Here is a 20,477-nt window from a genome sequence, read left to right as displayed (position 1 = left end):
AGCACGCGCTCTGGCACGGGCCGCCCAGGCCTAGTACGCGCCGGGCGTCGGGCGTGGCGTCGTCGGTCCGACCGGGGGGTGTCGCCTGCCGATGATGCGCGGTGGCCGAATGTGGTCCGCGAGACGCATGAGCACCGAGCCGACCACAGCGAGGATCAGCACATAGGCGGCCGCGAGGGGACCAAGGCTGCTTTCGACGCCCGCCGCTACTCCCAACCCCGCGATGACGATGGAGAACTCACCGCGCGCGATGAGCGACAGGCCGGTGCGCCAACGGCCCTTGGTGCCGATGCCGGCGCGCGCAGCGGCCCACGCACCTGTCCCGATCTTGGTGATGGCCGTGATGACCGCCAGGATCAGCGCAGGTATCAGGACCGGGAGCAGGTCCCGCGGGTCGATGGTGAGTCCGAAGAACACGAAGAAAATCCCGCCAAAGACGTCTCGCAACGGTGGAAGGAGTGTCCGCACCTCGTCGGCGACTTGGCCGGAAAGGGTGAGTCCCAAGAGGAACGCTCCCACTGCGGCGGAGATCTGGGCCGCTTCGGCGAGGCCCGCCACCAGGAAGGACAGCCCCAACACCGACAGCAGCAGCAGTTCGCGCGATCGGGAGTGAACAGCCTTCGATACGTGGGTCGAAAACCGCAGCGACACGAAGAACGCGATGGCGACCAAACTGATCGCGATGGCCGCGGTCACGGCTCCCTGCACCACACTCGAGCCGACCAGAATCACGGCCACGATCGGCAGGAACACCGCCATGACGATGTCCTCCATCACCAGCAGGCTGAGGATCACGGGGGTCTCACGGTTCGCGTAGCGGTCGAAGTCGTCGAGTAGACGCGCGATGATTCCGGAGGACGAGATGTACGTCACGCCCCCAAGCAACAGCGACGCCTCCGGGGACCAGCCAAGAATGAGCCCCATGGCGAAGCCGGGGATGGCGTTGGCGAGGCCGTCCACTATCCCGGCCAGCCAGGAGGTCTTCAGCCCCTGTTTGAGGTCAGCTGGCGAGTACTCAAGGCCCAAGAGGAGGAGCAGGAGAACCACGCCGATTTGGGCGCCGATCGCCAGAAACTCCTCGCCAGCGTCGACGCGAAAGAAGCTGCCCTCTCCCATGACCAGACCGGCCAGCAGGTACAACGGGACCGACGGAAGACCGATGCGCGCGGCCAGTCGCCCCAGTCCCGCAAGGACGAGCAGCACGATGCCCAGCTCGATCAACACGACAGAGGCGTGTTGCGGCTCGGCGGCATCGACCGCGAGGTGCACGCCTGACAGGGTGAGCATTGCTCAGCCGATCAGGATGGCGCGAGCTTCTCCCACGGCGTCGTCGCCGCCCATGACCAACACCGTGTCGCGCGGCTCGAGCGTGAAGTCGGGCCCAGGCCCGGGGATACCCTCGTCTCCCCTGATCACTGCCACCACGGAGGCGGAGGTGGCGGTCCGTATGTGACCGCTACCGATCGTCTTGCCTGTCAAGCCGCCACTGTCGGGCATGGTGACCCAGTCGATCGCGAGTCCCTCCACCATGTGTCTCAGCGAGTCGAGCCTGGCGGTGATGTTCGTGCCGCCGAGCAACTCGGCCAATTTGCCAGCGTCTGACTGGGTGAGTTCCATGGTGCCCCGACACGAGTCGGGATCCTGCCGGTCGTAGAGCGCGACGTCGCGCTTCCCGTCGCGACGTATCACGACTCCCACGTGGTCGCCCAGCTCGGAGGTGAACTCGTAGCGCACGCCAATGCCCGGCAGTGGGGTCTCAAAGATCTCCATGGCTCAACTGTCCCATGAAGGGGCCTTGGGGTCACGCGGCGCGGGGCCTGGGACGGCGGGTCAGTTGGGGCGCAGCTCCGTGTGACCCTCCTCCGTGATGAACAGCGCGTCGTTCACGGCCAACTCGATGAGGTTCCCCCACGGATCGCGCACGTACCCCGAGTAGCCGCCCCAGTACACGGCGCCTGGCGCCTTGGCGATCTCTCCGCCCGCGTCGGCCCATTGGGCGGCAACCTCATCCACCTCCGGTGGGCGGGAGAAGTTGATGGCGAAGGAGGTATACCCTGGCGGCGCGAAGTCGAGGCCCTCCGCCTCCCACGCGGCGCGGGACCATAGGGCCGCGACGAAGCCGTTCATCTGCACAAAGGCGATGTCGTCACCAAAGCGCATCCTGGCATCCCAGCCCATGGCCCGTTGATAGAAGTCGATCGCCGCGCCCAGGTCGTCGACCGGAAGGGTGATCAGGGAAAGCCTTTGCGTTCTCATGGCAGAAGTATGGTCCTTTCAGGGGATAATCCGCTAGCCGAAGTTTGCGCAAGGCCCCGTCACGGGGCGCTAGCCATGCGTGAGGTCGAGGCGACAACGGCGCGCACGGCATCCGCGCGGAGCGCCGCGAGGCGGCCAGCATGAACGGGGAGCCCAGCGAGCGCTCGGTTGAGCTCCGCACCTTGGAGGATCCCAAGGTACATCTCCGTGAGCTCCCGGGCTCTCGAAGGAGTGGTGCCGGTCGCTTCGGCAACAGCGGGCCCCACGAGCCCCGTGATGTAGTCCACCACTGTCTCGTTGAAGGCGGCACTCAGCGAGGGATGCTCGCGGGTGGCACCGATGACGAAGCGGTACATGGCGAGGCAGTTGTCCGCGAAAAGTGTGTCCTGGTAGGCCTGCGCGAATCGCTCGAGACGCTCCTGAGGGGAGCCGTCAAACTCTGCCGCAAGGCGCATCGGGCCGATGACCGCCTCCAGCTCGCTGCGCATCGCCGCACGAATGAGCCCTTCCCGTCCGCCGAAGAACTTGTAGATCGTCTGCTTGGATGCGCCTGCGACATGAGCAACATCGTCGACGGATGCGCCGAAGCCGCGCTCCAGGAACACCTGAAGCGCGGCCTGGGCAATCGCTTCCCTACGCGGTTGGCCGCGCGACGCCGATCCCTTCACGGTCGATGACCTCCAAGAAGGTGGACGGTTCTGGCCGAATGCGGTGGTCGTCCGCGTGGTGCAACCACGCAACCGTGCCGTCGGCCCTGGTGATGATGATGGTGGGCACCACCGTATCCCCGTTTGTGCCAGCGCCGAAGGTCACTGGCACGCCGCCAGCCTGAACGATGTCCAGCGCCTTCGCTGCAGAGCCTTGCGCATCCACGTAGAAGTCCATCGGCGCGTCGAAGCGCCGGGAGAGGTCCTCCGAGTCCTGAGCGCGCTGCGGGCTGATGAGGGCGACGCGCACTCCGCGCTGCTCCAACTCCCTGTACTGAGCGGCCACGCCCCGTACCTGAGCCATGCAGAACGGGCACCAGTTGCCTCGGTAGAACAGGATGACGTGAGGGTGATGCGTCAACACCGCGGAGGTGACGGCGGCTCCGTCTACGGTCAGGAGCGGGAAATCGGGCAGCGCATCTCCCACCGCAACGGTGGAGGACGGACGATGCTGGCGCGAGAACCAGAGCGTGTAGGCGAGCATCGCAACGAATCCAACGGTGGCGAGGATTCCCGCTCGCCAATGAACCACGAACCCGAGCACCAAGCTCCCCAACGCCGCCGCATACCAGGGCCAGGGATGGCGCTGGGTGCGTGCGACAAGGCGGTCAGGTACGAGAGTCGGGCCGAAGATGAGCGCCGATGCGGCGATCCAGGGTGCTGCGGCGATGAGTGGGGCGGGTGAACCGTGGCTCACGGCCTGCGCGATGGCGATGCCGATGGCGGCGATCGTCAGAACGCCGACCGTTTCGGCGAAGAGGCGATGCATGAGTCTCATGGGAAGCTCCAATTCGATAAGTGTACGAGTGCGTACAGATCAGCGCTTGGTCACTCGGCGCTATTCCCCATGGGGGACCCCGCCGGTTGGCGACCCACCCTTGAAGCGCTGCACAAGGTATTTACGCAACGAGCATGTTGCGTAAAAGGGAGGTCGTGAGTTAGGTTCGCCTTACTTGCCGTCGTCGCCGTCGCGGCGCCCCACAACTCGGAGTCACAGTGCCTCGCCTTGCCTTCGCCGCGCTCGCGGCCATTGCCCTCGCGCTCGTCGCGGTGGTGGCGTCCCTGGCGGTGGGCGCGCAGCAGATTCCAGCGCACGACGTTTGGGCCGCCTTTGTCGACTACGACGCCGTCAACCCGAGTCACCAGATTGTGCGTGAGCTGCGGGTGGATCGCACAGTGATTGGTGTGGCGGCGGGAGCAGCGCTCGCCGTCGCGGGCGCGCTCACGCAATCGTTGACCCGCAACCCTCTCGCTGACCCTGGCCTGCTGGGACTCAACGCGGGCGCGGCGCTCGCGATCGTGCTCGGCACCGTCGTGGGCGGCATCGCGTCCTTCGCCCCCCAGGTCCTGCTCGCCTTCGTCGGGGCCGCCGGTGCTGGCCTTGTGGCTTACGGTGTCGGCGCCACGGGCGCAGGCGCGGCCGCGCCCGCTCGCCTAGTGCTCGCGGGTGCGGCGGTCACCGCACTGCTGACGGCGGTCACGTCGGCCATCGTGGTGGCGCAACCCTTCGCTCTCAACCAGCTGCGGTTCTGGCTGGCCGGGTCGCTTACCGGCCGCGCGGGCGTCCCGGTCTGGCCTCTGGTGGCATTCGTGGCCATCGCGATCGCGCTGGCGCTGCTTGCCGTGCGACCGCTCAGCGCCATCGCGCTGGGGGACGACGCTGCGGCCTCGCTTGGTACGCGGGCGGGTCTCACACGCGCGCACGTGCTCGTCACTGTCATCGTGCTCGCTGGGCTGGCGACATCGCTCGCGGGCCCCATCGCCTTTGTGGGGCTCGCCGTGCCGCACCTGGTGCGTGCGCTTGTGGGTCCGCGCATCGGCTGGCTACTCGTCCTGTCGATCCCGTTGGGCGCGGCCGTCGTGCTGCTGTGCGACGTGGTGGGCCGCATCGTGGCACGCCCAGGCGAGATCTCAGTGGGCGTCACGACCGCCCTGCTTGGTGGAGTCCTGCTGGCCGCTCTCGCGCGCCGGATGAGGGCGGTGGCGCCATGACTCTGACCAGACCCACGTGGGTAGCTCTGCTGCTTGCCACCATCATGCTCGCCGCAGTGACGTTGGCGATCACCTACGGACAGACGGCGATGCCGTGGTCGGACTCCCTGCAGTCTGCTGCGGGCTTCACCACCAATACCCCCGCCGACTTCATCGTTGGCCAACTGCGCGCACCTCGCACCTACACGGCCACGCTCGTCGGGGCCTTGCTGGCGTGTTCGGGTGTGTTGCTCCAGTCGGTGGCCCGCAACCCGCTCGCGTCGCCCGACATCCTCGGCGTCACGCAGGGCGCGGCGGCGGCCGCAGTGGCCTCCATCTGGGCCTTCGGCAACACCTCGTCACTCGCCCTCGCCCCGGCGGCAGTCGCGGGAGCATTGCTGACGTCGGCGCTCATCGTGGGCGTGGGGTGGTCCCGCGGAATCCAGCCGATGCGACTCATTGTGGCGGGTATCGGCATCGGCTTTGTGGCGTCGTCGATCACCACCTACCTGCTGACCGCGATCCCAGAGCACCTCGCCCCGCAGGCGTACCTGTGGACGATCGGCTCGACCAACGCCCGCGTGTGGGAGCACGTGGCCATCGCGGCAGCCGCAGTCGCGGTCACCATCCCCTTGGCCCTGTGGCTTGAGCGAAGGCTGCGCGTGCTCGAGATGGGCGACGACCTCGCGTCCGGGCTAGGCGTGCGGCCCGTGCGGTTGCGGCTCGCGGCCATAGCCCTCGGCGCGCTCGCGGCGGGCCTCGCCGCCGCGCTCACCGGCCCCATCGGCTTTGTGGCGCTCGTGGCGCCCGCGATCGCGCGTCGCCTGGTGCGCACGGAGGGAATTGCTCTCGTTCCCTCCATCGTTGCTGGCGCCGCACTCACGGCCGTCGCCGACCTCTTGGCGCGGGAACTCTTCTCTCCCACCCAGGTGCCGATCGGCCTCTTCACCGCCGCGATCGGCGCCCCGTACCTCCTGTACCTGCTTCATCGCGCGAGGGGACTTCGCTCATGACCAACCACCACGAACAGCCACGCGAGCACCGCCTCGAGGCCACCGACCTGTCCCTGGCGTACGGCGCCGCCCGCGTCGTCCACGAGGTCACCGTGCCCGTCGCCCCGGCGTCGCTTACCGCCATCATCGGCCCCAACGGCTGCGGCAAGTCGACGCTCTTGAGAGCCCTCGCGCGACTTCACAAGCCACTCTCTGGCGCGGTGACTCTCGACGGGCAGGACATCCATCGACGGCACACCAAGGAGGTGGCGCGGGAGTTGGGCCTGTTGCCGCAGGCGCCGATCGCTCCCGCAGGAATCACGGTGAGGGACCTCGTGGCGCGCGGACGCACCCCGTACCTCGGCGCCTTCACGCCGTGGTCTCGCGCCGACGCCGACGCCGTGCAGGACGCGCTCACGGCAACGGGCCTGACGGGGCTTGCGGAGCGAGCAGTCGACTCGCTGTCTGGCGGCCAGCGTCAGCGAGCGTGGATCGCCTTGGCCTTGGCGCAGGATACCGAGATTCTGCTGCTGGACGAGCCGACCACCTACCTCGACATCGCCCACCAATACGAAGTGATGGACCTGCTGCACGCGCTCGCGGCCGAGGGCCGCACCGTGGTGACCGTGCTGCACGACTTGGGCCAGGCGGCTCGCTACGCCGACCACGTGGTGCTGATGTCAGCCGGCCTGGTGCTCGCGCGCGGCACACCCCACGAGGTGCTCACGGCGCAGCGGGTCTCCGCCGCCTTTGGTCTACCCGTCACCGTGGTTCCTGACCCCGTCACCGGAACCCCACTCGTCCTCCCCTCACGCGCACCCTTCACGGCGCTGCGCGCACCAGAAGCGTCTCCCGACGCATTCACCCACCCCGAAAGGACACCATGAAGAACCCCACCCTCCCCCGCCGAGCAGGCGTGGCGCTGTTGGCCGTCGCGGCCCTCACGCTAGCCGCGTGCTCGTCGTCTGGCTCGCCAGAGGCGTCTGACGCGCCAACCGCCACCGATTCCCAGACGCCTGTGGCAGACGCGTTCCCCGTCACGTTCGAGCACAAGTTTGGCGAGACCACCATCGAGTCGCAGCCGGAACGCATCGTCACCGTGGGCTATCACGAGCAAGACTGGTTGTACGCACTTGGCATCGCCCCCGTCGCGGTGCGCGAGTGGTACGGCGGCTACGACTATGCGACGTGGCCGTGGGCGGACGAGGCTCGCCAGGCCGTTGGTGCCGAGCCAGAGGTGCTCTCCAACGCCGAGCTCAACATCGAGCAGGTGGCGGGCTTCACCCCCGACCTCATCATCGCGACCTGGTCTGGCATCACGCAGGAGGAGTACGACCTGCTGAGCCAGATCGCACCCGTCGTGGCGCAGTCGGGCGATTACGCGGACTACGGCATGCCTTTCGACGAGGAGACCCGCCTGATCGCGGCCGCCGTGGGCAAGTCCGAGCAGGGCGAAGAGATCATTGCCGCCAACGAAGAACTGTTTGCGGCCACTCGCGAGGCCCACCCCGACTGGGAGGGAAAGACTGCCGCCGTTGGCTTCCTGTTCGAAGGCCAGCCGGGGGCGTACTACTCCCACGACCCGCGCCCGGCGCTGCTCGGACGCTTGGGACTTGACCCCACTGTCGTCGACCAGCACGGCGATGTGGCCACCGACTTCTACCTGACGGTCAGCCCAGAGCGGCTCGACATCCTCGACCTCGACACCGTGATCTGGTTGGCGGCCCTGTCGCCGGACACCCGCGCGCAGATCGAGGCGATGCCCGCATACGACTCGTTGGGCATCACCGTCAACGGCGGACACATCTGGTCCACCGAGGGCGTGTTCGAGGGTGCGTTCTCCTTTGCCAGCCCGTTGTCTCAGGCCTACGTGGTGGAGCAGCTGACCCCCAAGTTGGACGCCGCGCTCGACGGCGACCCGGCCACCGAGGTGCCCGCATTCGAGGAGGCTGCCTAAGCCATGGAAGCGACGATCGACGCCGTCGTCACATCCCGTGAACGCGTCACGCCCGGTTTTGTGCGGGTGGGGCTCCGGGTGCGTGACGGCGGCGCGTGGTCGTCCCTCAATGTGCCGGACGAGTTTGTGCACCTCGAGGTTGGCGCGCAGACTCCCGACGCAGACGGCCACACGTCTAGGCACTACACGGTGTCCCGTGTGATTCCGGGAGGATTCGAGGTCGAGGTGGCCATTCACGGTCACGGACCAGGGTCGGCGTGGGGCGAGTCAGTAGCAGTGGGCGACACCGTCAGGGTGAGCGAGCCCAAGGCGTACTACTCCGCTCCGGCGGCGCACATTCCCAGGGTGCTCATCGGCGACGCCACCGCGCTTCCAGCGATCGCGCGCATTCTCGCGGAGGCCGACGGCGCCGAGAGCTTCCGTGTGGTGATCGAGTTGGGATCGCTCGACGACGCTCGCTCGCTCCCCACGGCGGCCGACGCGTCGATTGAGTGGCGCGTGGGCGGAAACGGCATGACTGCGAGCACCATCGTCGAGTCGGCCGCCCGCGAGGCGGAGGCCGTGATGGCCCAGACCTCGCGGAGCCAGGACGACTCGTCCGCGCCGGGCGTGTACGCGTGGGTCGCCTGTGAGTCTTCCGTGTCTCGCCAGACGCGCACCCGGCTGCGTCGGAAGCCCGGCCTGCCAGCGAGTGCGTTGCGCATCGTCGGCTACTGGCATGCGGATGTGCAGCGGCTGCTCGATGTGTGGGCGAAGCTCACGGACGAGCAACGCGCGCAGTACGACGAGATCTGGCGAGACGATCGCTCCGACGAAGAGAACTGGGAGATCCTGGAGCCCTACATGAAAGTGCTCGGGCTGTGACGCCCGGCATTGCCACCCACGCGGTCGCCGCGCCGGGTAGCGTGGGGTGATGATCATGGCTGCCCCGCCTTTCACGTCCGCTCAGATCCGCGCGGCCTGCCCCCACGGCCACACGCTCGACATCGTCACCGAGCGTGACGGCGAGGTGGTCGACCGGCGGCGTACCTCGTACTTCAACCCCGACGAGTCGGGGGTGTCAATCGGCGTCACGCCACTTGGTGCGGATGGCGAGCCAACGGGGACCGCGATGGAGGCCTGGTCGAGTTGGGACGATCTGCGAGACAACATGGTGTACCCAGGCGACGTCACCACCGTGACGCGCGAGACGATTGAGACACCCTTGGGGCGTCTCGAGTGCGCGCGGTATGACGTCGCAAGCGGCGAGGTCACGCTGGTCTTCTGGTTCAGCCGCGACCATCCAGGGATGCCGATCCGCTCCGCGACCGTGAGCGATGGTCAGGAGGTCGAGACCACCACGGTCGCCGCAGTGTCGGGGGCGTCCTCCTAGCCCTTGCGGCGCCTAGGAAGGAACGATTGCGGCGTCGGCGACGCCCAGCTCCACGAGTGCAGCCCAGCCGGCACGCGCGTAGTCACCCTCCTCGATTCCGGCGAGCAGCGCGGCGTAGGCGACGGCCTCCGCTTCAGTCCTGGCAGTGGCCGACTCAGACATGGAACCATCCGTCGCCGCGGCACCGCCAGCGGCGGCGTAAGCCTGGGCGAGCGCCCGGAAGTTCTCGCGCCCGACCAGAACGAGCGCCTCGCCCAGGTCGGTCGCTGGATCACCCGCCGCGGCGTCTCCCCAATCCAGCAGGCCCGCGAGGCGGCCGCCCCGCGTCAGCACGTTGGCGCCATGGATATCGAGGTGCGTCCACGTGAGCGTCACGGGCGGCTGGTTGGCGCCTGCCTGGAAGATCCCTCGTGCCGTGTCCGCACGCACGGAGTCTCCGTGGTCCGTGGCGAGTGCTTCGAGTCGCAGGTCGAGCCGTTCGGCCCGTTCGCGCAACGGTCGGGATCGGAACGGGTTGATGGGCGCGTCGGCTGGGGCGGGTTGGTGCACCTGAGCGAGCGCCGCTCCCAAGTCGCGTGCACCGTCGGCGTTGAGCGGCGCCTCGTAGGCGGGAGTGCCTTCGAGCCAGGGGACCACCGACCACCGCCACGGGTAGCGCTCATTGGGCTCCCCCACGCGCAGCGCTCGCGGCGAGGGGAAGGTCCACGCAGCGCCGACGCTGGGAATCCAGTCAAGCTCGGTCGCTGTCAGCGCCGCCCCAAGGCGTCGCCGTGGGAGGCGGACGGCAAGTTCGTCTCCGAGGCGGATGGTGACGTTGTCCCATCCCTCGTGGTGAGAACCGAAGGGAAGGTCGGCGAGATCGGGGTGCTGGCTCTTCAGTAGCGCGCGCACCAAGGGTTCGTCGATGTGCACCTCAGCGGGAGGTGTGGCCACGTTGCTCACTTACCCCACAGTAGGGTCTGCGGCTCTCGTGTGCGCGGCGGGGCGCGCGGTAACGCTGGAGGCGGGCACACTGGTGGCATGTCTTCAGCACCGTCTTCCGTCCCCGACCACCGCCGCTTCAACCACACGATCCGCTACCAGCAGCAACTGCTCGCCGACCTTCCAGAGCATGCCCGCACCGCGATAGACGCTGGGTGTGGCGAGGGCCTTGCCGCCAGGACGCTTGCTCGGGCCGGGCTGACGGTGACGGGTATCGACGCCGACGAGCCGAGCATCGAGCGTGCTCGCGCGCAGGAGTCTGAAGGCATCACCTACGTGGTGGGCGACATCTTCGCGACCGACCTGGAGGCGGCCGACGTGGTCTACTCGGGCGCGCTGCTGCACCACATGGACATCGACGCTGGCCTGGAACGCCTCAAGTCGTGGGTGGCTCCAGGCGGGCGCTTGTGCGTGGTGGGCGCCGCGCGTGCCACCTGGCGGGACCTGTACCGCGAGATGGGTGCCTCGATTGCCGACAAGGCCTTCGCGCTCGTGAAGGGTTCGTGGCAGCACGGCTCGCCGACGGTGTGGCCACCTCCGCACACCTACCGGGAGGTGCAGCAAGCCGCCATGCGCGTGTTGCCGGGCGCGGAGTACAAGTCGCGCCTGCTGTGGCGCTACACCATCGTGTGGGATCGTCCCTCAGACGCCTAGCGAGGACTCGCCAAGGTAGCCGCCCTCGCGGCAGCCTGGCGGAATGGCGAACACCGCAGAACCGATCGGCGTGGTCCACACGTTGAGCAGATCGGCCTCGTCGAGCGCTCGTTGAATCGGCACATACTGGCGGTCGACGTCGGCCTGCCACGCACCGAACAACAGCCCCGTTGAACTCAGAGCCTCCGACGCAGCGGGCGCCGGCTCCTCATAGTTGTAGGCGAGGCGGACGATGCGCAGACTGGGATCCTCGACGCGTGCACGGCGGGCGTGAGCGACCGAGGAGATCACGGGCAGCCCGCCCGGGCCCTTGGCATCGAGGTCCACGGGGTCGCGCTCTCGGCCTCCCGTCAGCGGGGCACCTGTGTCGAGCCTGCGGCCCACCGCGTTCTCGCGACCCACGCGATCCACCTCGTCCCATCCGTCGAGGTCCATGGCGATGCGGCGCAACACAAAGCTGGTGCCGCCCCGCAACCACGCGGGCGCGTCGTCACCCGCCAACACCGCGGCATCGAAGTCGGGCGTGCCAGGGCGAAGGTTGGCCGAACCGTCCACCTGCCCAAACAGATTGCGCATGGTGCGCCCTGACGGATCCGAGCCGTAGGCGCGGCGAAAGCCGTCCTGCCGCCACCGCACGGACGCGAACGCGCGCGAGTCCTTGAGCAGCATGCGCAGGGCGTGGGCCACCGTGCTGGGTTCGTCCGACGACACGATGAACAGCACATCGCCGCCCGACCAACGGTCCTCGAGCTTGTCAATCGAGAAGGGCGGCAGCGGCTGGAGCCACGCGGGCCGCTCGCCGCGCGCGCGCTCCACGAAGCCCCGCCCAAAGCCCACCGTCACGGTAAGGCCCGCAGGGGTCGCGGCCAGCTCCGGCTCGACATCCGCGAGGGCCGCGCGACCCTGGGTGAGCCGCGCCGCGTCATCCGTGATGAGGCGCATCCAGGCGGCGAGGCGGTCGCGCCCGATCCCCCTGAGCAGGTCGAGGGCAACGAAAGAGGCAAAGGCCCCGGGCCTCGCGGTGACCGCCGCTTGGTGAGGACCGTAGAACGGGACGACGCGTTGGCCGTTGACCCCGGCGTCGTCCGGGCGGTCCGGAGCACCAGGGATGGCGCCAGCGCGTTCCGCTCCCACGCCCGCGGCGGTGCCGACCAAGGCGCCAGCCCCCGCTGCGGCACCCGCGGCGAGGAACCGGCGCCGAGAGGGCGCGTTGTCGGCTGGAGTCACGCCTCGGCCTCGGCGGAGGCGGCGGCGGAACCCGTCTCCATGTTCATGCCGCCGTCGTAGTCCTCGTTCGCGCCAGCGAAGTCCTTCGCCACCGCCGTGAAGTCCAGTTCGGAGCCGTCGGACAGCGTCAGCGTGACGGTGACCTCGTCCCCCGGTGCGATCGGCTGGGGGATCCCCATGAACATGAGATGCAGGCCGCCGGGTTCGAGCGCGAGGGAGCCGCCGGCGGGGACGGTGAAGCCGCCATCGACTTGCCGCATGACGTCGTCGACCACTTCGTGCAGCTCTACTGCGGAGGCCGCGTCCGAGCGCGCCGCGGTGATGGTGATGTCGCGGTCGGCCGCGTTCTCGACCGTGCCGAACGCCGCAGTCATGCCTTCGTCAGCGGCCTTCGCCCACGTGTCGGTGAGTGTGAGCGACGAGGCGTCGTCGCCTGTAGAGCCGCCGGAACACGCGGCAAGGGTCAGTGCAATTGCCGCCACGAGGGCAGCACGGGACAGGGCAAGCATGAGTGTCTCTCTCTCGTCTGAAGGGGTGCGCGGTTGCGCGAGAAGCGGTGTCAGGCGAGGTGAAGAGGGGGTCCGCGAAGTCCGTGCGGTGAGCGGGCAATGCGGAGGGCAACGGGGATTCGGCCAGAGCGAACGACGATCCGGGGGCGTGCCGCAAGGCGGCGAGGGGTGAGGGTGAGTCGAGTGGTGAGCGCGTGGGCGGCCCGACGAATGAGTGACACCAAGACGTCGGCGCGGCGCAACAGTGCGTAGGTGGCGATGGCTGCGCCCGCGTGCGCGGCGAGCATGGACGGCGTGAAGTGCCCGTGTGTGGCCCCGGCCCCGGCGGAGTCAAGTGTGAGGGCGGTGGGTTGGTGGGAGCCGTGCGCGCCAGTGCCGGTCGCGACAACGCTGGGGCCGGAGCCGAGCGCGAACAGGGAGTGGAAGAGGGCCTGCGACACGACGACGGCGGACCCGAGTCGCCACCGTGACATTGCCGCTGCAGCGAGCTGGATGCTCACCGCGAAGGCAAGCACAAGAGGCACCACGATTCCGGGCGCCGCAGGGAGGATCCCCCCGCCGGCGACGTGCATCGCGAGCGCCACGCCAGTGGACAGGCATGCCACAGCGGCGGCGCGGAGTAGGCGCTCGGACCGTCGCATAGGACCAGTGTCCCATGGGGTGTGAGGGCCGCAAGAGCCCGCGTAGGGCGGCGCCGCTAGAGCGCTGCGGCCATGCGCCGCACGGCCTCCTCAAGGATGGCGCCACTGGTCGCAAAGTTGAGGCGCGCGTGGCCAGCTCCGCCCGTGCCGAAGGTGGGGCCAGAGTTCAGCGCCACCCGGCCGCGCTTGAGGAACACGGCTGCGGGGTCGCCGTCCAGTCCCAGTGCTGTGCAGTCGAGCCAGGCCAGGTACGTGGCCTCAGGTACGCGGTACCCCACGGCCGGCAGGTGCTCAGCGAGCAGCGAGCCCAACAGGTGCCGGTTGGAGTCGAGCCCTTTGAGCACCGCCTCCAGCCACGGCCCGCCTTCGGAGTAGGCGGCGGTCTGCGCAATGACGGCGAAGTGCCCCGGCCAGTGGTGGGCGCCAGCGGCAAAGGTGCGGTGAGCGTCGGCCGCCTCATGGCCGAACACCATGAGCGCGCCAGGCATGGCCGCCAGGTTCCACGCCTTGGACGCTGAATGCAGGGCGATGCCGGAGCCGTCAACCGCCAGATAGGGAATGAACTCGGCTGGCGCGTATACCAGCGGCGCGTGGATCTCATCCGAGACCACGGTGGCGCCGTGCCCGTGCGCGATGGTCGCGAGTTGCTCGAGTTCGTCGCGAGTGTGCACCGTACCGCCGGGGTTGTGCGGGTTGCACAGCAGCACTGCGACGCCCGCGGAGGTGTCACGCCGCGCCTGCGCCAGCGTTGCCTCCAGGGTGTCAGGGTCGAGTCGCATCTCATCGGTGAGGACAGCCTCGACTACGGTGAGGCCTGCCTCACGCAGGTAGGAGTAGAAGGGCGGGTAGACGGGGGAGGTGATGACCACGTAGCCGCCGTGCCCCGCGGCCAGGAGCAGCGCGTCTGTGTACCCGGGAATCACCCCGGCGACGGGCCGAACGAGCGCCGCGTCAAGCGTCGGCCATTGCCAGCGTGCCGCGGCGAACTCGGTGAACGCCTCGACAAACGGCGTCGAGCCGGGATAACCGGTGTCGCCGGTGCGAACGGCACGCTCAAGGGCGCCCGCGATGGGCGGTGCGAGGTCGACGTCCATTTCGGCAACCCACAGGGGCAGGACGTCGGGGTCATACCGGTGCCACTTGATGCTGGTGCGTTCGCGCAAGCGCTCAAGGGGAACTTGTTCAAGGGGATTGGGCTGGGCCATGGCCTCAGTCTGGCACGCGGCCCAGGGAGCCGCGGCTGGCTAGCGCTGAGTGCCGCCGTCTTCTTCCGGAACCTCGGAGAAGGCGTAGTCGCGCCAATTGGAGTACTGCTGTGGGGCCTCGACCTTGTCGGAGCGGCGAGCAATCTCGATCTCGCGGGTGTTGGGCGCGGGTTCGACGTTGTGCATGTGTGCTGTTGTCCTTTCGTCGACGCGCGGGGTTGGGGCGTCGGCGTGAGGTACGGGGCTGTGCCCTTGTGGGGTGAGCTATGCCGCACGGGTTTGTTGAGTGCAACAACAATTCTACGACATGGCTGCGATTTGCGCGAGGGGTGGGACGACAAGACTCACTGTGTCCGCCTGCGTGTCGGCGTCAGGCTGGCGGGCGAGGCCTCAGTTGCGACAGCAGCAGTCCGTAGTGGTGGGACGACTCCGACATGCGCTCGAGCCCTCCCAGCCGCAGGTAGCCGCGCCGCCACGACATATCGGTGAACTCGTGCGTCGTCACGATGGTGGTTCCGCGAGCGCGCGCGGTGAACTCCGTGGTAAGCGTGGAGTCAACGTCAGGGAACAGCTCCGACCTGAACGATTGCACCGCGATGAGGGGTTCCTCGACGGTCTCAAAGGATCCGTAGAAAGCGAACTCGTTGCCCTGCGGATCGCGCTGCGAGATGCGCCACCGACCGCCGGGGACCAAGTCGATATCGACAATCGGATTGACATAGCCGATCGGCCGCCACCACTGCGCGACGTAGAGCGCCTCGAACCGGACGGTCCAAGCCTTGTCAATGGGAGCGCTGACCTCCTCCGTCATGACGATCTGAGGGCGCTCCTCGGGGAGTGCGAACTCGCGCCGCATTCCACCGTCCCTTCTTCCTTGAACAGCCGGAGCGTGTGACCTCAGAGTGGCCCCGGCAGCGGGACGAGTCAAGCCTCAAGCCACCCGGGACGACGCACAGTGCGGGGACCGTGTCAACTGGACGAGGACTCCACCGCCATGACAAAGAGCACAAAGCCCAAGATGCCGAGAACCGCTAGGCCCGCGAACACCCACCCGATCACGGCTCCCGCCATCGCGACGCCGCGGTTGCTCGCTTCGCCACGCTTCGCAGCGGCCATGCCCATGTGACCCAGGATGATGCCACCTATCCACGTGATTCCCGTAATGAACGTGGCGAGCGACAGGATCAATGCGGTGATGCCCATCCAGTCGTTCTTGGTGTTCGAAGGGGCGCTGTAGTACGCCGGGGGAACCTGGGCGTACTCGGGCGGCGGCGGAACTGCAGTCGCGGGAGGAGGGGGCGGCGTCGATCCGTTTGACTGGTTGTTGGGCGGCGTCGCCCAGGGATCCTGCTGCGTCATGTTATTGGCCTCCTGTTGGCGCATCGTGTTCCTCATGGCCCGCTAGCGATGCGAACGCCGCGGCAACCCTTGCTGGCGCGTCGACGTCGACGCCAAGGAACAGTGAGGGCTCGGTCAGTTCCAGTTCTAGCACTACGGGTCCGTGATCGGTAGGCAGCAGATCCACGCGCGCGTAGGCCACGTCTTCGCCGCCCGGCGCGAGCTCGGGAAGCATGGCGACGATGCGATCGCCAAGCTCCCGCTCGGCGGCGGTGGCCGTCGCTGGGACGATCTTCTCGTCGGCGTACAAGCCCGTGCTCCACTCGAGGTTGCGCGACAAAATGGCGGCCTTGCGCGCCGCGTGAGAGAAGCCTCCCGCCACATAGATGAGCGCGGTCTCGCCGTGGGTGTCCACGTGCGAAAGGTAGGGCTGGATCATCGCGACGTGGCCCTGCGCGTGGAGCGACAGCACGTGCGCCAAGGCGGAATCGGCATCGTCTCGAATGAGGGCGGCACCGCTCGACCCGGCACCGACGGTCGGTTTGACGACGATGTGGCCAGCGAGCGCCTGCTCCGGCACCTCCTCGCCAGCGGCGATGTAGGTGGTGGGCACGACGGGGATGCCCGCCTGCTGCAGTCCGGCCAGGTATCGCTTGTTGGTGTTCCACTTGACGACGCTCAACGGGTTGAACAGGCGCGTCACGGAGTCGACGCGCTCGGCCCACGCGAGAAACTCCTCGAGGCGCTCCGTGTAGTTCCACGTGGAGCGCAGAATCACCGCGTCGAAGTCCCCCCATGCCACCGTCTCGTCTTCCCATGCGACCACCTCGGAGCCGGGCAAGCGTGCCGAAAGCAGGGCGTCGTCCGTGTCGATCGTGGGCAGGTCTCGGGTAGTGACAAGTGCAATGCGGGGACTCATGCTCGCCACAGTATCGCGGGGTTGCTCAGACAATCGGCGGAATCGGCGGCTGCTCGCCGTGGGCCTCCGCTGGCGGCAGGGTGTCGCCTGGCTCGCGCTCGACGCCACGGCGTCGGTCGGCGGCCTCCGTGTCGCGGCGCACCCATGGAGACCCTGCAATCGCCAAGATCGCGATCACCACGGCGGACCACGCCATCACCTGCAGCCCGGCCCCGTGCCCTGATTGGTCGATGAAGCGACCGCTCAGCCAACTGCCGAGCGCCACACCAGCGCCCAGGCCGATGCGTAGCCACGCCATGCCCTCCGTGAGTTGGCTCTGCTTGACGACGCGCTGGGCGACCGAGTCCTGACTGGTGATCAATGGAGCGATTGCCATGCCGGCGATGAAGCCAAATGCGGTGTAGAGCCACAGGTTGGGCATGTTGGCGAGCACCACGAAACCTGCGGCAAGCGCCACGGACGCGATCACCAGGCGCTTCCACAGAGGGGTGCGCCAACGTCGTGCGCCGTACGCGAGCCCGCCCAAGAACGAGCCGGAGGAGATCACGCCGATGACGAGGCCAGCCCACGACTCGTGACCTAACTCTTTGGCGAAGGCCACCGTGGAGATGTCGAGCGCGCCGAACATGGCACCGAGCGCCACCGCGACGGCGGCCACCGAGATGATCGCTGGTGGCACCTTGAACCCCAGTCCGCCTGAATCGCCCTCGGCGTGCGCCGGGGGTTCCGTGTCGCGCTGCGCCAGCAGCAGGGTAATTCCCGCCACCATGCCGATCGCGGCCAGCACAAGGCCAGACGCCGGGTGCACCGAGTACGCCAAGGCGGTGACGACTGCGGGGCCCGCCACGAAGAGCACCTCATCAAACGCGCCCTCCAGGGAGAACGCCGTGTGAATGTCGTCGTCGTTGTCGAGGATGTGCGACCACCTCGCCCGCGTGAGCGAGCCGAGCGGCCCTGACAGCGAAGCGATGGCGATGCCGAGCCAGAGCAGGGGCTCGGGCCCGCGCGTCATCGCGGTGGCGATCAGGATGGTGGTGCCGACAACAAAGAGCACGGTCAGCGGGATCATCATCCGCTGTCCCTTGCGGTCGACCCACCGCGCGGTGGGCAACGTCTGCAGCGCCCAGACGCCGACGCCCACCGCGACGACGCGCCCCGCGATCTCCCAGCGGTCGTACTGCAGTTGGATCATCAGCATGGCGGAGATGTTGAACGTCGAGATCGGCAGTCGCGCGAGCAGCCCAGCGAGCGCGAACTGGCGTGCGCCGGGCTTTAGCAGCAGGGGGCGGTAGGGGCTAGGCACGTAGGACATGGTCTCACCTCGGTGAGACCCGCGAGCGCTAAGGTGCCTGGTCCATGCGGCCGTCTTGGTCGCCGCTGCCAGTGACCGCGTCGTCGTCGCCGTGCGGCGTCACGACGGGTGGGGGCAAGGTGTTGTGCGAGGTGCGCCGCTTGTCTTGCCAGATCAGCAATGCGGCGCCAAGGATGATGAGAAGCGCCACGGCGCCGATGCCAGTCCACTTGAGGATGGGCGCCCACGCGATGCCTTCTGTTGCCTGGCCGCGGATGACGATCTCCTCGGGGGTGAGGAGGTCCTCGATGCCAAGAACCACCTTCTTGCCTTCGGCCCGGCCCGCCGTTGTCGACTTCACGGGACCGGGGAACGTGAACGTGATCGAGAAGTCGATCGAGTCGGCGATCAGCCCAATCGATCCGGCTCCTTGCACACCCGACAGGTCTCGGTTCGGATCTTCAGGGATGGTGATGACGTAGACGTCGCCTTCGCGCGCCACCGTCATCGGCGTCCCGAGCCCTTGCCCCACCTCGCCGGCACCCGATTGTGATGCTGCGTTGAACTCCTCCAGGGTGAGGTCCGTGGCGACGATGCGCACGCCGCGGCGGTCGCCTTCCACGTAGTCCTCGATCACCACCTTGGACGGATCGATGCCAAGCCCTGACGAGCCTGGCGCCGTGAAGGCTTCCGCCGTGAGAGTGTCGAGGTCGATGCCCATCTGGTCGGCCGCTGCCGGGGTGAGCGCCAGGACGATCTCTTGAGTGACCGTGTTGTCGGTCGAGAAGTTGTTGCTCGACTCAAACCTCACGCAACCGGTCAGCACGGCGAGGACGGCCAACAGTGCCGCCGCGCGAGCGACCGACGTGATCACTCCTTCTTTTCTTCTGGCGGTGCCGGCGGGGCCGGAGGTGCGGGCGGTGCCGGCGGGGCCGGAGGGGCCGGAGGTGCAGCGGTCGCTGCCGGATCCGGCGCGGGCTGCGCTGCGGGAGCGAAGTCGGCCGTCACGGTGGCGTCACCAGGAAAGTCGCTCGATGTGGTGCCCTTCTGCTTGCGCACGACGACCATCACCACGACGACGACGCCGATCAACACGAGCAGGATCAGGACGGCCGCGATGACCAGCCACAGCGGGAAGTCGCCACCACCAGAGGTGGCGCCACCCGTTGCCGAGATCGGTTCGGTCTGGCTGAACAGGTCCCACGTGACGGTGTTGCCACTCAGGGTGCCGTTGTGGTCCGTGACTTCGCCGGGGAAGGTGATCGACAGGGACGACTCGGCGCCTGCGGGCACCTGGTCGAGCTCTCCCTCTGGAGTCGGTGCCGAGTCGCCGGAGACGATGAACTCGTCGTCCACGCGCTCGACCGTGAAGATGTCGGCGAAAGCATCGAGGAGCGCAATGTCGAGGCCGTTGAAGGAGTACTGCTTGCCGATGTAGTCGCCTTCTGCGTAGTCGCTTGCGGAAAAGACGCCGGATTCGTCGAACGGGCTATCGGCGAAGAGCTCCTCGAGCGCGGCCTCATCCGATTCCACCCCGAGCTGTTCGGCGATGCCCTCTTGGACGGCGGTGACGACCGTGCCGGAGGCGGTGTCGTCTGACTCGAGAGTGATCTCGACGTTGTAGCGAAGACAGCCGCTCAGTGCGACGGCGGCGATCAGGCTGAGGGCTGCGGCCTTGGCGATGCGATTCATGAGGATCACCCTGCCACATTCGCAGTGAACGGGCTAGGGTTTGCGACGGGCGATCCGCCCCGCAAGGCCGTAGGCGAGGCCGCCGACCACGATGACCGCGACCGCGAACCAGGCGAGAGGTGTCGCGCGGTCGGGCTCGGCGCTCGCGCTGCCCCGTGCCGAAAGTTCGGGCGGGGCGTCTTGCAGGTGCCACGTCACCGTGCGGTTGACGAGGCTGCCGTTGTGCTCGCTGACGGCACCGGGAAAGGTCACGCTGACGGTGAATTGCGCGTCGCCGAGCTCGCTGACTGCGCTTCCTTCCGGCAACTCGTTCTGCGCGGCCTTCGTCACGGCGTTGGAGGGCCCGGAGACGACGAACTCGTCGCCCAGGCGCTGAACCCCCCAGTCGGTTGCGGCGGGCTCGAACGTGGTGAGCGGTGCGTCGGAAAACGACACGGTGACCCCCACGTAGCCGTCCTTGTCGTAGTCCGAGTAGGTGGCGTCGGCGAGGGCGTCGGCCTTGGGGTATTCGGCCCACAGATCACGTGCCAAGTCACGATCCGACATCGCGTAGTCGTCACCGGTGCCCTGTTTGACGGCCACCACAAACTGTCCCGAGATGGTGTTGTCGGGCGCCAGCGTGAGTTCTGTCGAAAAGCGCAAACAGCCGCTCAGGGCGAGGGCGCCCACGAGTGCCACGAAGACCAGCCGCCAACGATGCATAGGTCGAGGGTGACACGGCAACGGCGCGGCGCTCGGAGCGACACGGGACGCTCTTGATCGGGT

At 68.0% G+C, this 20,477-nt stretch carries 25 protein-coding genes; 7 read left to right on the top strand and 18 right to left on the bottom strand.

Annotated elements, in window-relative coordinates:
• Positions 1–30: 30 nt before the first annotated feature.
• Genes QZZ33_RS06405 through QZZ33_RS06385 form a run of 5 tightly spaced genes read right to left on the bottom strand, consistent with a single transcriptional unit; the run spans position 31 to position 3,741 of the window.
• A complete protein-coding gene (locus tag QZZ33_RS06405) occupies positions 31–1,287 on the bottom strand; it encodes a cation:proton antiporter (protein WP_291378938.1) in 1,257 nt (418 codons plus the stop codon).
• A 3-nt stretch (positions 1,288–1,290) separates the two neighbouring features.
• Complete coding sequence (locus QZZ33_RS06400) at positions 1,291–1,770, bottom strand: TrkA C-terminal domain-containing protein (protein WP_291378937.1); 480 nt, start codon at positions 1,768–1,770, stop codon at positions 1,291–1,293.
• Between the two features lie 60 nt (positions 1,771–1,830).
• A complete protein-coding gene (locus QZZ33_RS06395; protein WP_291378936.1) occupies positions 1,831–2,256 on the bottom strand; it encodes a VOC family protein in 426 nt (141 codons plus the stop codon).
• 59 nt (positions 2,257–2,315) lie between these two features.
• Positions 2,316–2,924, bottom strand: a complete 609-nt coding sequence (locus tag QZZ33_RS06390; RefSeq protein WP_291378935.1) for a TetR family transcriptional regulator — start codon at positions 2,922–2,924, stop codon at positions 2,316–2,318.
• The gene (locus QZZ33_RS06385; RefSeq protein WP_291378934.1) at positions 2,890–3,741 is read right to left on the bottom strand and encodes a redoxin domain-containing protein; all 852 of its coding nucleotides are present in this window, start codon (positions 3,739–3,741) and stop codon (positions 2,890–2,892) included. Before QZZ33_RS06385 ends, QZZ33_RS06390 begins: the two co-directional genes overlap by 35 nt.
• Before the next feature lie 218 nt (positions 3,742–3,959).
• Here QZZ33_RS06385 and QZZ33_RS06380 point away from each other — a divergent pair, with 218 nt between their 5' ends.
• Genes QZZ33_RS06380 through QZZ33_RS06355 form a run of 6 tightly spaced genes read left to right on the top strand, consistent with a single transcriptional unit; the run spans position 3,960 to position 9,255 of the window.
• Entirely contained in the window at positions 3,960–4,955 is a 996-nt protein-coding gene (locus QZZ33_RS06380; protein ID WP_291378933.1) for an iron ABC transporter permease, read from the top strand.
• Positions 4,952–5,947 (top strand): iron ABC transporter permease, encoded by a 996-nt coding sequence (locus QZZ33_RS06375; RefSeq protein WP_291378932.1) that lies wholly within the window; start codon positions 4,952–4,954, stop codon positions 5,945–5,947. The genes QZZ33_RS06380 and QZZ33_RS06375 overlap by 4 nt, the downstream gene beginning before the upstream one ends.
• The gene (locus tag QZZ33_RS06370; protein ID WP_291378931.1) at positions 5,944–6,813 is read left to right on the top strand and encodes an ABC transporter ATP-binding protein; all 870 of its coding nucleotides are present in this window, start codon (positions 5,944–5,946) and stop codon (positions 6,811–6,813) included. Before QZZ33_RS06375 ends, QZZ33_RS06370 begins: the two co-directional genes overlap by 4 nt.
• Positions 6,810–7,883, top strand: a complete 1,074-nt coding sequence (locus tag QZZ33_RS06365; protein WP_291378930.1) for an ABC transporter substrate-binding protein — start codon at positions 6,810–6,812, stop codon at positions 7,881–7,883. Before QZZ33_RS06370 ends, QZZ33_RS06365 begins: the two co-directional genes overlap by 4 nt.
• Positions 7,884–7,886: 3 nt before the next feature.
• Positions 7,887–8,747, top strand: a complete 861-nt coding sequence (locus tag QZZ33_RS06360; protein ID WP_291378929.1) for a siderophore-interacting protein — start codon at positions 7,887–7,889, stop codon at positions 8,745–8,747.
• A gap of 55 nt (positions 8,748–8,802) precedes the next feature.
• Positions 8,803–9,255 (top strand): hypothetical protein, encoded by a 453-nt coding sequence (locus tag QZZ33_RS06355; RefSeq protein WP_291378928.1) that lies wholly within the window; start codon positions 8,803–8,805, stop codon positions 9,253–9,255.
• 12 nt (positions 9,256–9,267) lie between these two features.
• Here QZZ33_RS06355 and QZZ33_RS06350 read toward each other — a convergent pair whose 3' ends face one another.
• Positions 9,268–10,197 (bottom strand): phosphotransferase, encoded by a 930-nt coding sequence (locus QZZ33_RS06350; protein WP_291378927.1) that lies wholly within the window; start codon positions 10,195–10,197, stop codon positions 9,268–9,270.
• Between the two features lie 78 nt (positions 10,198–10,275).
• Between QZZ33_RS06350 and QZZ33_RS06345 the strand changes: the two genes are divergently transcribed.
• Positions 10,276–10,890, top strand: coding sequence for a class I SAM-dependent methyltransferase (locus tag QZZ33_RS06345; RefSeq protein WP_291378926.1), 615 nt, complete (start codon positions 10,276–10,278; stop codon positions 10,888–10,890).
• Here the strand turns inward: QZZ33_RS06345 and QZZ33_RS06340 are convergent.
• From QZZ33_RS06340 to QZZ33_RS06285, 12 genes are all read right to left on the bottom strand, one after another.
• Entirely contained in the window at positions 10,879–12,117 is a 1,239-nt protein-coding gene (locus tag QZZ33_RS06340; RefSeq protein ID WP_291378925.1) for a Dyp-type peroxidase, read from the bottom strand. The two genes, QZZ33_RS06345 and QZZ33_RS06340, sit on opposite strands and share 12 nt — an antisense overlap.
• Positions 12,114–12,626 carry a copper chaperone PCu(A)C gene (locus QZZ33_RS06335; RefSeq protein ID WP_291378924.1) on the bottom strand — a complete coding sequence of 171 codons (513 nt, stop codon included), beginning with the start codon at positions 12,624–12,626 and terminating at the stop codon, positions 12,114–12,116. The genes QZZ33_RS06340 and QZZ33_RS06335 overlap by 4 nt, the downstream gene beginning before the upstream one ends.
• A 50-nt stretch (positions 12,627–12,676) precedes the next feature.
• Complete coding sequence (locus tag QZZ33_RS06330) at positions 12,677–13,267, bottom strand: hypothetical protein (protein WP_291378923.1); 591 nt, start codon at positions 13,265–13,267, stop codon at positions 12,677–12,679.
• A gap of 56 nt (positions 13,268–13,323) precedes the next feature.
• On the bottom strand, positions 13,324–14,472 hold the full coding sequence (locus tag QZZ33_RS06325) for an aminotransferase class I/II-fold pyridoxal phosphate-dependent enzyme (RefSeq protein WP_291378922.1): 1,149 nt from the start codon (positions 14,470–14,472) through the stop codon (positions 13,324–13,326).
• A 39-nt stretch (positions 14,473–14,511) separates the two neighbouring features.
• Positions 14,512–14,658, bottom strand: a complete 147-nt coding sequence (locus QZZ33_RS06320) for a hypothetical protein (protein ID WP_291378921.1) — start codon at positions 14,656–14,658, stop codon at positions 14,512–14,514.
• A 184-nt stretch (positions 14,659–14,842) separates the two neighbouring features.
• Positions 14,843–15,328 (bottom strand): SRPBCC domain-containing protein, encoded by a 486-nt coding sequence (locus QZZ33_RS06315; protein ID WP_291378920.1) that lies wholly within the window; start codon positions 15,326–15,328, stop codon positions 14,843–14,845.
• Between the two features lie 113 nt (positions 15,329–15,441).
• On the bottom strand, positions 15,442–15,831 hold the full coding sequence (locus QZZ33_RS06310; protein ID WP_291378919.1) for a DUF4190 domain-containing protein: 390 nt from the start codon (positions 15,829–15,831) through the stop codon (positions 15,442–15,444).
• A gap of 1 nt (position 15,832) precedes the next feature.
• Positions 15,833–16,729, bottom strand: a complete 897-nt coding sequence (locus tag QZZ33_RS06305) for a hypothetical protein (RefSeq protein WP_291378918.1) — start codon at positions 16,727–16,729, stop codon at positions 15,833–15,835.
• Positions 16,730–16,754: 25 nt separating this feature from the next.
• Positions 16,755–18,041: an MFS transporter gene (locus QZZ33_RS06300; RefSeq protein WP_291378917.1), complete on the bottom strand. Its 1,287-nt coding sequence runs from the start codon at positions 18,039–18,041 to the stop codon at positions 16,755–16,757.
• Positions 18,042–18,069: 28 nt separating this feature from the next.
• Positions 18,070–18,894: a hypothetical protein gene (locus QZZ33_RS06295; protein WP_291378916.1), complete on the bottom strand. Its 825-nt coding sequence runs from the start codon at positions 18,892–18,894 to the stop codon at positions 18,070–18,072.
• On the bottom strand, positions 18,891–19,712 hold the full coding sequence (locus QZZ33_RS06290; RefSeq protein WP_291378915.1) for a hypothetical protein: 822 nt from the start codon (positions 19,710–19,712) through the stop codon (positions 18,891–18,893). The genes QZZ33_RS06295 and QZZ33_RS06290 overlap by 4 nt, the downstream gene beginning before the upstream one ends.
• Before the next feature lie 33 nt (positions 19,713–19,745).
• Positions 19,746–20,414 (bottom strand): hypothetical protein, encoded by a 669-nt coding sequence (locus tag QZZ33_RS06285; RefSeq protein ID WP_291378914.1) that lies wholly within the window; start codon positions 20,412–20,414, stop codon positions 19,746–19,748.
• Between the last annotated feature and the right edge of the window lie 63 nt (positions 20,415–20,477).

Source organism: Demequina sp. (genome assembly GCF_016278775.1).
Lineage (GTDB): Bacteria > Actinomycetota > Actinomycetes > Actinomycetales > Demequinaceae > Demequina.
Note: the sequence above shows the minus strand (reverse complement) of the source record. Positions and strands in the feature narration are given on the sequence as shown.

Coding starts and splice junctions, on each gene's coding strand:
- QZZ33_RS06405 (WP_291378938.1), bottom strand. CDS start 1,287: ATGCTCACCCTGTCAGGCGTGCACCTCGCGGTCGATGCCGCCGAGCCG.
- QZZ33_RS06400 (WP_291378937.1), bottom strand. CDS start 1,770: ATGGAGATCTTTGAGACCCCACTGCCGGGCATTGGCGTGCGCTACGAG.
- QZZ33_RS06395 (WP_291378936.1), bottom strand. CDS start 2,256: ATGAGAACGCAAAGGCTTTCCCTGATCACCCTTCCGGTCGACGACCTG.
- QZZ33_RS06385 (WP_291378934.1), bottom strand. CDS start 3,741: ATGAGACTCATGCATCGCCTCTTCGCCGAAACGGTCGGCGTTCTGACG.
- QZZ33_RS06375 (WP_291378932.1), top strand. CDS start 4,952: ATGACTCTGACCAGACCCACGTGGGTAGCTCTGCTGCTTGCCACCATC.
- QZZ33_RS06370 (WP_291378931.1), top strand. CDS start 5,944: ATGACCAACCACCACGAACAGCCACGCGAGCACCGCCTCGAGGCCACC.
- QZZ33_RS06365 (WP_291378930.1), top strand. CDS start 6,810: ATGAAGAACCCCACCCTCCCCCGCCGAGCAGGCGTGGCGCTGTTGGCC.
- QZZ33_RS06360 (WP_291378929.1), top strand. CDS start 7,887: ATGGAAGCGACGATCGACGCCGTCGTCACATCCCGTGAACGCGTCACG.
- QZZ33_RS06355 (WP_291378928.1), top strand. CDS start 8,803: ATGGCTGCCCCGCCTTTCACGTCCGCTCAGATCCGCGCGGCCTGCCCC.
- QZZ33_RS06345 (WP_291378926.1), top strand. CDS start 10,276: ATGTCTTCAGCACCGTCTTCCGTCCCCGACCACCGCCGCTTCAACCAC.
- QZZ33_RS06335 (WP_291378924.1), bottom strand. CDS start 12,626: ATGCTTGCCCTGTCCCGTGCTGCCCTCGTGGCGGCAATTGCACTGACC.
- QZZ33_RS06330 (WP_291378923.1), bottom strand. CDS start 13,267: ATGCGACGGTCCGAGCGCCTACTCCGCGCCGCCGCTGTGGCATGCCTG.
- QZZ33_RS06325 (WP_291378922.1), bottom strand. CDS start 14,472: ATGGCCCAGCCCAATCCCCTTGAACAAGTTCCCCTTGAGCGCTTGCGC.
- QZZ33_RS06320 (WP_291378921.1), bottom strand. CDS start 14,658: ATGCACAACGTCGAACCCGCGCCCAACACCCGCGAGATCGAGATTGCT.
- QZZ33_RS06315 (WP_291378920.1), bottom strand. CDS start 15,328: ATGCGGCGCGAGTTCGCACTCCCCGAGGAGCGCCCTCAGATCGTCATG.
- QZZ33_RS06310 (WP_291378919.1), bottom strand. CDS start 15,831: ATGACGCAGCAGGATCCCTGGGCGACGCCGCCCAACAACCAGTCAAAC.
- QZZ33_RS06305 (WP_291378918.1), bottom strand. CDS start 16,729: ATGAGTCCCCGCATTGCACTTGTCACTACCCGAGACCTGCCCACGATC.
- QZZ33_RS06300 (WP_291378917.1), bottom strand. CDS start 18,041: ATGTCCTACGTGCCTAGCCCCTACCGCCCCCTGCTGCTAAAGCCCGGC.
- QZZ33_RS06290 (WP_291378915.1), bottom strand. CDS start 19,712: ATGAATCGCATCGCCAAGGCCGCAGCCCTCAGCCTGATCGCCGCCGTC.
- QZZ33_RS06285 (WP_291378914.1), bottom strand. CDS start 20,414: ATGCATCGTTGGCGGCTGGTCTTCGTGGCACTCGTGGGCGCCCTCGCC.